This is a genomic window from Hydrogenophaga pseudoflava NBRC 102511, from assembly GCF_001592285.1.
Classification (GTDB): domain Bacteria; phylum Pseudomonadota; class Gammaproteobacteria; order Burkholderiales; family Burkholderiaceae_C; genus Hydrogenophaga; species Hydrogenophaga pseudoflava.
This window is the reverse complement of the sequence record NZ_BCWQ01000025.1, coordinates 20,115-28,403: the sequence shown is the minus strand read 5'-3', so window position 1 is coordinate 28,403 and position 8,289 is coordinate 20,115. Positions and strand designations below refer to the sequence as shown.

Here is an 8,289-nt window from a genome sequence, read left to right as displayed (position 1 = left end):
GATGCAGTGCCCTTGCGTCGATGTGCCCACGCACGTGGAAACCCTGAAGCACTCCTTCGACGGTTTCTTCGCTCAGCCATTGGCCTTGGTCGGTGAAGCTGGCTGCCATGCACGCATGGATCGCGCTGCCCAGAATGCCCCAGTCCACCCCTGGGATGACGGTAATGCGCTCGCCCACCTGAGCGGTTTCCACTATCTGTCCTTCAGACGCCGCAGCACTCGATGGGCTGAAAATCAGTGGCGAGTGCTCTGCAGCAGGCAACGCTGCAGGCCAGTAGAGCTGCTGCACTTGGGGTGTTGACACTTCAGGAGCTGCGTCCCCGGACAAGGCCCAAGTGCAGGAAGGAATCACCCGACCGGAAGGTGTCTTTGTCTCGGCGGGCGTCGCTTCTTCGTCAGTCAGCCAAGGCGCCTCCAGGCAGTCCAGCCAGGCTTGCTGTTTGGCCTTGTCCTTGATCGCGAGGACCAGCATCTCGCGAGGCCGTGTCATGCTGACATAGAGCAGGCGCTGTGCTTCAGCTACCGCTGCTGCCTGAAAGGCCTTCGCCGTTTCCGATGCATCGATGGTGTCCTTGACAGAGATTCCGGTCGATTGGCTACCGAACGGCCACGGCCAGCAGCGAATGAAGCGGTCGTTCAAGGGGTTGACCGCATCGACGCCCGAACGCGACACCGTCGTGATGCCCCAGAGTCGGTTGCGAACCTCCTTGTCCAGATCGGTCAGGATGACCACAGGCCATTCCAGCCCCTTGGATGCATGGTGGGTCAGCACCCTCACGGCGTCCACAGCTGGCTCGGCCAGGGCGTCTTGCCCAGCATCTTTCTGCTCTCGCAGCCACAGCAGCAAACCGGAGATGGTGGCGGCTTGCTGAGTGCCTGTGCAGACGTCTTCGTACTGCTCCGCCAGGTTCAGTAGTGCCTGGAGATTGGCCAGGCGCGTGCGAGCCACCGCATCGCTGGGGCGCCACTGCAGAACCGCCTTGGGAACGTCGCACGCAGCGATGACGCGGCGCAAGGCCTCATAGGGCGTGAGCAGGGGCAGTTCCTGTCGCAGGCGAGCGATCTGCGCCAGCACCGGGTGGGCGTCATCGCCGGTCTCGCGCCAGCTGTTCCTGTGACCGTCCTGCTGAATATGGCGCAAGCGGTCGGCCAGCCATTGCTCGGGCTCTTGACCATCGTGCAGCGAGAGTACCTCTGCCGTGGCGACGGTGTCGGACGGGTCGTTGAGGCGTCGCAAGCAGGCCATGGCCAGCGTGGCTTCCGGCGTATTCAGCAGTCCGGGTTGCGCAGTGGCCGCAGCAACGCCAGCCTGCCTGAGCGAAGCAGCGGTGCGGGTTACGGCGTCGTTGGAGCGGCACAGTATGGCGATGTCTCGCGCCTGGATGACTCGAAGACCTCCATGGCCTTTGTCTGGCACCTGAAAACCACTGTTCAGGAGCTGCTGGACCCCGACCGCCAGGGAGGTCGAGATCTCTCCGACGTTCTTTCCACTCAGCATCCAGCGGCATAGGGCAGGGGCTTGTGCCATCTCTTGCCGTTGGGGATTGAGCTGAACTTCCTCGGCCGACAGGCTGCTGGCAAACGCCGGTGCAAACACCTCGTTGACCAGGTGAACCAGGGGCGGACGCGAGCGCCAGGAATCGCCCAAGATGGACTTGACGCCTTGCATGGCCGGCAGGGCGGCCACCACGCCCTGCATCAGTTCGGTGTCGCTGCCCCGGAAACCGTAGATGGCCTGCTTGATGTCCCCCACCCAGTAGGTGTGTTTGGCCAGACGCGAGAGCTTGAGAAACAGGGCCAGCTGGATGGGGCTGGTGTCCTGGAACTCGTCGACCATCAGCAGGTCGAGTTCGTCGCGCAGCACCTCGGTCACCTCTGGTACATCCAGCAGTTTGAGCAGCAGGTGTTCCTGATCGGTGAAGTCCACTACGCCCATCGAGAGCTTGCGCTGGCGGTAGTGAGTCAGTGCTGCGGCGCAGGTGGCGAACATGCGCTCCAGGTAGGTGCGGATGTCTGCATGCAGCTGCGGGTGGGCGTCGCAGGCACGCGCCAGCATCTGGATGGGCTCGGCCAGTGGGATCAGGGACTTTTCAGGTGCGGCCTTGGACAGCCCGATCCATTGCGACCAGGTCCAGGTGCCTTGCAGCAGTGCCCGTTCAAATTGTTCGACGGTTTGAAGGTAGCCCTGGGTGTTCTTCTTCCCGGACGCCTGAGCCGCCTGCTGCAGCTGGGGCAGGGCGCGGCGGATTTCGGTGGCCAGATCCTGCGTCAGGCTGGTGCGCAAGGGTTGCGGGAAATGGGACAGGAGATCGTCCGCGTTGGCTTGGGCAAACCCCGGCAGCTTCTCGGGTGCAATGTCGTTGCCACGGGCCTGAGCCACCAGGCTGGCAATGTCCTGGGTCCAGTCTTCGACGCCCAGGCGGCTGGCCAGGGCCGAAATCTCTCGGACCTCCTCGCCAGTCACCGCCGCCTCGATGGCTTCGCGGATCAACTGGGAGGTCTGCGCCTCGTCCAGCACCTGCTGGCGGGTGGACAGACCCGCCTCGAACGCGAAGCGCTCGAGCAGGCCGCCGCACACGCTGTTGACGGTACCGATCCTGGCCTGGCCCATGGCGTTGGCCAGATCGTTGCGCCCGGCGCCCAGCAAGTGCTGGCGCACACGCTCGCGCAACTCGGTGGCGGCCTTCTTGGTGAAGGTGGTGGCGATCACTCCCGAGGGGCGCACCTGTGCGGATGCCAGCAGATCACCCAGGGTGTGCATCAGGGTGTGGGTCTTGCCGCTGCCCGCGCCGGCGCTGATGAAGGTCAGGCTCATTGGTCGTCCTCCCAGCCGGCCAGGGTCAGGTAGTCGTTGTAGGAGAGGTTGAGCACCTCGCGCGCCAGACCATCCTCGGGTGGCGCCTCATCGGATGAGGTGTCTTCTTCCTCCCTGAGCACCACCTCGATCAGCCCTTGGTCGAGCTGCTGGCGACGCCACTGCCAGCTGACCAGAAAGCGTTGCCACAGATGGGGCGGGCCCTCATCGCCAACCTCCTTCTTCTGGCGCACCACCCGCGCTTGCGGGAAAAACGACTGGTCGATGGACAGCAGCTGGCCTTGGCTGAGCGAGAAGTACGCCAGGTGGGGCCATCGGCCGGTGCGCTGACGGACGATCTCGCCATAGAGCACCAGCTGCAGGTGGCGGTTGTTCGCGAGCTTGTCGGCGTACGTGGTACTGCCCCATTTCATGTCGATGATCGCTTGCTGACCATCCTCGCGCGTGACGAGCAGGTCGCTCGATCCCCCGATGGCCCCGCCGGTGAAGTGACCTTCGAGCTTTTCCTCGGAGGTGATGGACACGACCTTGGCTGCGCGCCATTGCTGGCGCAGCTGCTGTAAGGCGACCTTGAGCTTGCGCCTGAATGAGGCCAGCTCCTCCTGGCGCCCGGGCATCAGCAGCACTGCTCCTTCCTGAGCGACGAGGGCGTCGAACGCGGGGTCAAACCACTGTCCGAAATCTGGATCGGAGAGTGTGAGCGCGTCCGGCCGCTGCACATAGCGCTCCACGAGGTGGTGGGACAGGTTGCCATACAGAAGCACCCCATCACTGACATCCAGGATACTGCTGGGGCTGAGCTTGGCCGGGTACTTCAGCACCCAGAGGAAAGGGTTGAACAAGAAGGACTCGAGGCTGGAGAACGACTCTTTTTCGCGCCTGGGAACAGAAACCTCGGCCGGCAAGGTCCACCAACGCCGCCGGCCAGGCAAAGGCTGGTGAGCCACCGGCTGCAGCGTGTGGTCGGTCAGCGCCGCTTCCATCGACTGGATGCTCGACCCGTGCCCCTTCTCGAACAGGGATTCGAGCCGCAGCCAGACCGGGTGGACTTCCTCGCCCTGCGGCGGAAGGACCAGCACAAGGCGCTGGCGGGCCGCCAGGATGGGGCTCAACCAGTGCCGCGCTTCACGCGCCAGCAGATCGCTCGTCTCGGGCAGATGCACCCCGGCCTGGCGCAAGTCGCCCAACTCGGTTCGAGACCAGGGATGGGCGCGGACCAGGCTGGGGGCCTTCATCTGCCACCACAGCACCTGATCGACCGCCTCGGTGGCCGCCCCTGGGTGGGTGACGGTGCGGCACGAGCCGACCTGGGCAACCAGCAGCGGGTTGGTGCCGCCTTGCGCCGTGGCCTGGGACAGCAGCGTTTGCAGCGACTGGGCACCGATGTGAGTCTCGCCTTGCAACGCCAGCGCCTGCAGGGCACGCTGCAGGGTGAGTGTCTGGGACAGCCCGCTGTTGAATGCCATCTGGCGGGCGGGGTCTGGGTCCCTCAGCCGTCCCTGCAGATACTGCGAGAGGGCATGCAGCCGGTCTGTCAGCAACCGAAGGGGCGCTCCCTGCACCGGGTCGTGGCGCTCATGTTCCACCCAGATGCGGATGCGCTCCCGCACATTGGCCCAGTCAAGCCCGTCCTTCTCGCAGTCGGCTTCGATCTGCTTCATTGTCCTGTCCCATGCCGGCCCCTGGCCGATGCCAGGGGACTGCGCCAGCATCTCCGAGAGCCGGATGCGAGCCACCCGGGGCACCGGGCAGATGGGATGGGTGAGGAATTGCAGCAAGCCGTAGAGGTCCAGTGGTGCCCACATCTGGCCAAGCACCAGCGGCAGCACTTGCAGCGCCGGACGCAAAGCACTGGGCTCCTTGAAGCCCTGACGAGGCAGGTGGGCTGCCACCAGCATCTCGTCCAGCACCCCCACGTCGGTGGTGCACAGCAGGGTCTCTAGAGGATCAAGGGTCAAGGCGGCGGCCAGGCTTTGCGCAGCCAGCCATCCGGTCTCCGCTTGGAGCACCTGTACCGTTCCGTCGTCGCGCCAGCGCAGCGGCGATACCGATCCGTTGGCCGCATTCGTGGCTGTGTCTTCGCGCAGCAAGGCTCGTTGCAGTTCACCCAGCAAGGTGTCTGATGCTGCGGCACCAGTTGCTTTGGGGGGCTCAATCGGTGACAGGTGGCGAAGAACCCTTTGCCAGGCAAGCGGCCACCACGAAAGCGGTTCGTGCAAGCTCAGTCGCGTGACGCGGGCCGGTAGTCGGGTGAGAGCGGCGTCCACCAGGGCCAGCCGCTCGCCAATGCCGGGTGCCAGCTTGCCGCAGGTCTGCGCCTCCACATCGGCCATATCGCGCAGGCGCCGGGAGGCTGAGCGAGCCAGCCCTGCAACGTCGTTGGGCATCCAGCCATGCAGATGCCATTGGTCACGCCATTCCAGCAAGGTGGAGGTCGTCCCCAGCTCGTCGACGGCAAAGCTCTGGTGGTAGAAGCGCTCGGGGTGATCGAGCTTCTTGAGCAGCTCTCGATACTGCAGGACCCGGTCGGCGCCGCTGGGTTCCTGGCGCAACAAACCCAGATGAGTCTCCAGGACGTTCAGCAGGCCCAGCGGGCCGGTGGTAAGTGCGTCGAGTTCGTTGACGTGGGCATGGCCCCGCTGGCCATCCAGAAGCAATCCGACCTGAAGATGCATGTCCCTGCCTGTGAAGTCTGTTCTTGTAACTGTTCTTGTTCCTTGGTGCACACGGCCCCACGGCCTTGTTTTTCACCCTGCCGTGCAAGCGTTGGTGACAACAGTATCAATCTGAATCGGTCCACTGGCACTCTACCTCGTGTGGGATCGTCTCGCTGTCGTATGAAATACGCACGCTGCGGCCAAAAACCGGGGCGAATGAGAAGTGAACATTCAGCGTGGGACACAAGATGCGGTCACCCGACTGGGCCAAGGCCTGCGCCTTGGCCTCGAAATAGCGGTTGATCGCTGCAAGCTGCTCGGCGCTGAGCTGGAAGTCTTGGTGGGTGAGGGGCATGGTGGCTGAGGACGACGGTCGGGCCATCCCGCTGGGGTTATTGCGGTTGTCAGATCGCCGCACAGGGGCAGGGCCGGCGGGCCCGAAGTGTGCGCAGTTCCTGAGGCCTGCAGTGCGAGGCAGAGTGAGGCGGGATCGGTGCACTCATAGGCGCTGGCGATGCGTTCGAATGGAATGCATGGGCCAAGTCAGGCATCCTTTTCCTGGACGACGGCGTTCAGCGATGCGAGAAGGGCCGCCAGGCTGGATTGGCGTTGCTCCTCCAGCAGACATCCTTCCCAGAACCAGTGATCAAAGGTCCTCATGAGCGCATCGCGAAGCGGCACCCCTTCAGACAAGTGATGCGCGATGTCTTGCGCTTGGCTCAGGTATTCGTCCTCCATGCCCTCGTTGACGTTGCAGCTGGTGTTCATGGGGTCGTATTGGTAGAGCTGCTGTGAGATGCGATGAATCAACTTTTGGTCGGCAGATGAGGGCATGGCGTTTCTCCTTGGCGGGGTGATGGATGGCATTCCTTTTTGGCGTGTAGTCCCTGGATTCAACGCGGTGTGACAGCACCCAAGAAGGAAGTATGAGCATTGCTGCGACGAAATGTGTCGCGGTCAAATCCTATACTGCGGTAGACAGATCGTTGAACACATGCCTGCCCAGACCACCCGCCGAACCCTTTCCCGCCAGTGGGAGTTGTTGAAGCTGTTGCCTTCCCGCGGTGTGGGCAAGACGGCTGCCGAGCTCACACAGGCGCTCAACGCGCAGGGTTTCGCGGTGAGCAAGCGGCAGATCGAGCGGGACCTGTGGGACCTGTACGAGGTCTTCCATCTGGAATGCAATGGCGCCAGTGCACCGTATGGATGGAAGTGGCCGCGAGGCGCCAGCGTGGACCTGCCGACCATGGGAGTGGCTGAGGCCTTGTCGTTGTGCCTGATGCAGGACGCCATCAGCCCCATGGTGCCGGCAGCGATGCTGGAGGTTCTGCAACCCAGGTTCTCTCTGGCCCGGCAGAAGATGACAGCGCTGGCGGCTGACCAGCATGTGGCCAGCTGGCTGCAAAAGGTCCGTAATGTGTTGCCCACGCAGCCCATGCTGCCAGCCACCATACGGGGCGAGGTCCAGGAGGCCGTTCACGAGGCGCTGCTGATGGACCGGCAGGTCAGGGTCAGCTACCTCTCCATAGAAGGGCGAGAGCCAATGGACATGCGCTTGCACCCTCTGGGCTTGGTCAACCGGGGCCACGTGTCCTACCTGATTGCCACCGCCTGGGACTATGAAGACGTTCGTCTCTATGCCCTGCATCGAATAGCACAGGCTGAAGCCATGGACGAGCCAGTTCACCGGCCAGAGGGCTTTGACATTGATGCGTTCATCTCGCGCGGCGCGCTGCACTTCGGGGGGGAGCAGACGATCGATTTGCGCCTTCACATCAACGACTACCTGGTTCGGGTGCTCTCCGAGACGCCCCTGGCACCGCACCAGCACATCAATGGTCATGTGCTGACCGCCACGGTGCAGGACACCTGGCAGCTGCGGTGGTGGATCCTCAGTCAGGGCGACGGTGTGGAAGTGCTGGAGCCGCAAGAGCTGCGACTGGAAGTGGCTCAAACACTGCAGCGGGCAAGCGCCAGATATGACGCTCAGTCAAATACAGGAGAGAACGGAGCTCACCATGTCCAACCACCTTCAAAGTGACGATGCATCAAGCGATGGCTTCAAACCTTCAGCGTCAATCAGTGCGGAGTTTTCGAGTGATGTCATCGAGCGCGCCGACGAGTTGCTCGCTTTTGATGAGGCCTACCCGATCTCGTTGCTTCAAAGAAAGCTGCGAATTCACTACAACGCCGCGCAGCGCCTACTGGATCTGATCAAGAAAAGGAGATCTCTCATGTCTCATGACCTTCAAGGGGTGCTCAACAAGGCATGGAGCCACGCCATGGACATCTACGTGGCAGGCAGGGTCAACTCGGAGAGAACCTTGCACGCGATCTTGTACTCGCAGCTGGTCGCTGCCTTGCCGGACTGCACCGTGTTGTGCGAGCCCCAGTTGCCCATCGCTCAACACGGGGTGTTTGTTCCCGATGTGGTAGTCATCAACGACCAGAACCAGATCGTGGTGGTCCTTGAAATCAAGTTCGTGCCGCACGCGTATCCAGTGTTCGAGGCCGACATCGCCAAACTTCGTGCCATAGCCCTTGATGGTGAAAGATCTTCCTTCGATTTGTTGCTGCAGCCTAAGACAGGGAAGTTCATGGACGTGAAGACAACGATCAGTCCTGAATGTCTGTTTGTCTTTGCAGTGGTGGGGCGCTGGGATGCGAAGGCCGTGGACGTCGAAATCGTGACCAGAGCGTTCTATGGCGCCAATGAGGATGCACTTGCCGGGAGGTTTCTGGCGCTTCCACATCCGATAAAGCATCCAACTGCTGAGGTTGGAGGGCAGATCCCCGAGCTTTGATGAGCGTCCGCGA

The 8,289-nt window shown here is 62.7% G+C and carries 6 protein-coding genes; 2 read left to right on the top strand and 4 right to left on the bottom strand.

All coding sequences use genetic code 11. The features are described 5' to 3' along the window. The 4 genes from HPS01S_RS20930 to HPS01S_RS20915 form a co-directional block, all read right to left on the bottom strand. On the bottom strand, positions 1-2,761 hold a 2,761-nt coding region (locus tag HPS01S_RS20930), incomplete at its 3' end, for a UvrD-helicase domain-containing protein (protein ID WP_255284275.1). 50 nt (positions 2,762-2,811) lie between these two features. Further along, positions 2,812-5,490 (bottom strand): PD-(D/E)XK nuclease family protein, encoded by a 2,679-nt coding sequence (locus tag HPS01S_RS20925; RefSeq protein WP_066160953.1) that lies wholly within the window; start codon positions 5,488-5,490, stop codon positions 2,812-2,814. 106 nt (positions 5,491-5,596) lie between these two features. Then, positions 5,597-5,827, bottom strand: a complete 231-nt coding sequence (locus HPS01S_RS20920) for a hypothetical protein (protein WP_157576515.1) — start codon at positions 5,825-5,827, stop codon at positions 5,597-5,599. Positions 5,828-6,015: 188 nt separating this feature from the next. Further along, positions 6,016-6,306, bottom strand: a complete 291-nt coding sequence (locus HPS01S_RS20915; protein WP_066160947.1) for a hypothetical protein — start codon at positions 6,304-6,306, stop codon at positions 6,016-6,018. A 160-nt stretch (positions 6,307-6,466) separates the two neighbouring features. On the opposite strand from HPS01S_RS20915, the gene HPS01S_RS20910 reads away from it, so the two are divergent. Next, entirely contained in the window at positions 6,467-7,513 is a 1,047-nt protein-coding gene (locus HPS01S_RS20910; protein ID WP_066160944.1) for a helix-turn-helix transcriptional regulator, read from the top strand. After that, positions 7,491-8,276, top strand: a complete 786-nt coding sequence (locus HPS01S_RS20905) for a hypothetical protein (RefSeq protein ID WP_066160941.1) — start codon at positions 7,491-7,493, stop codon at positions 8,274-8,276. Before HPS01S_RS20910 ends, HPS01S_RS20905 begins: the two co-directional genes overlap by 23 nt. The last annotated feature ends 13 nt before the right edge of the window (positions 8,277-8,289 follow it).

Excerpts from the sequence above, each read along its gene's own strand:
- HPS01S_RS20915 (WP_066160947.1), bottom strand. The coding sequence starts at position 6,306 with ATGCCCTCATCTGCCGACCAAAAGTTGATTCATCGCATCTCACAGCAG.
- HPS01S_RS20925 (WP_066160953.1), bottom strand. The coding sequence starts at position 5,490 with ATGCATCTTCAGGTCGGATTGCTTCTGGATGGCCAGCGGGGCCATGCC.
- HPS01S_RS20905 (WP_066160941.1), top strand. The coding sequence starts at position 7,491 with ATGTCCAACCACCTTCAAAGTGACGATGCATCAAGCGATGGCTTCAAA.
- HPS01S_RS20920 (WP_157576515.1), bottom strand. The coding sequence starts at position 5,827 with ATGCCCCTCACCCACCAAGACTTCCAGCTCAGCGCCGAGCAGCTTGCA.
- HPS01S_RS20910 (WP_066160944.1), top strand. The coding sequence starts at position 6,467 with ATGCCTGCCCAGACCACCCGCCGAACCCTTTCCCGCCAGTGGGAGTTG.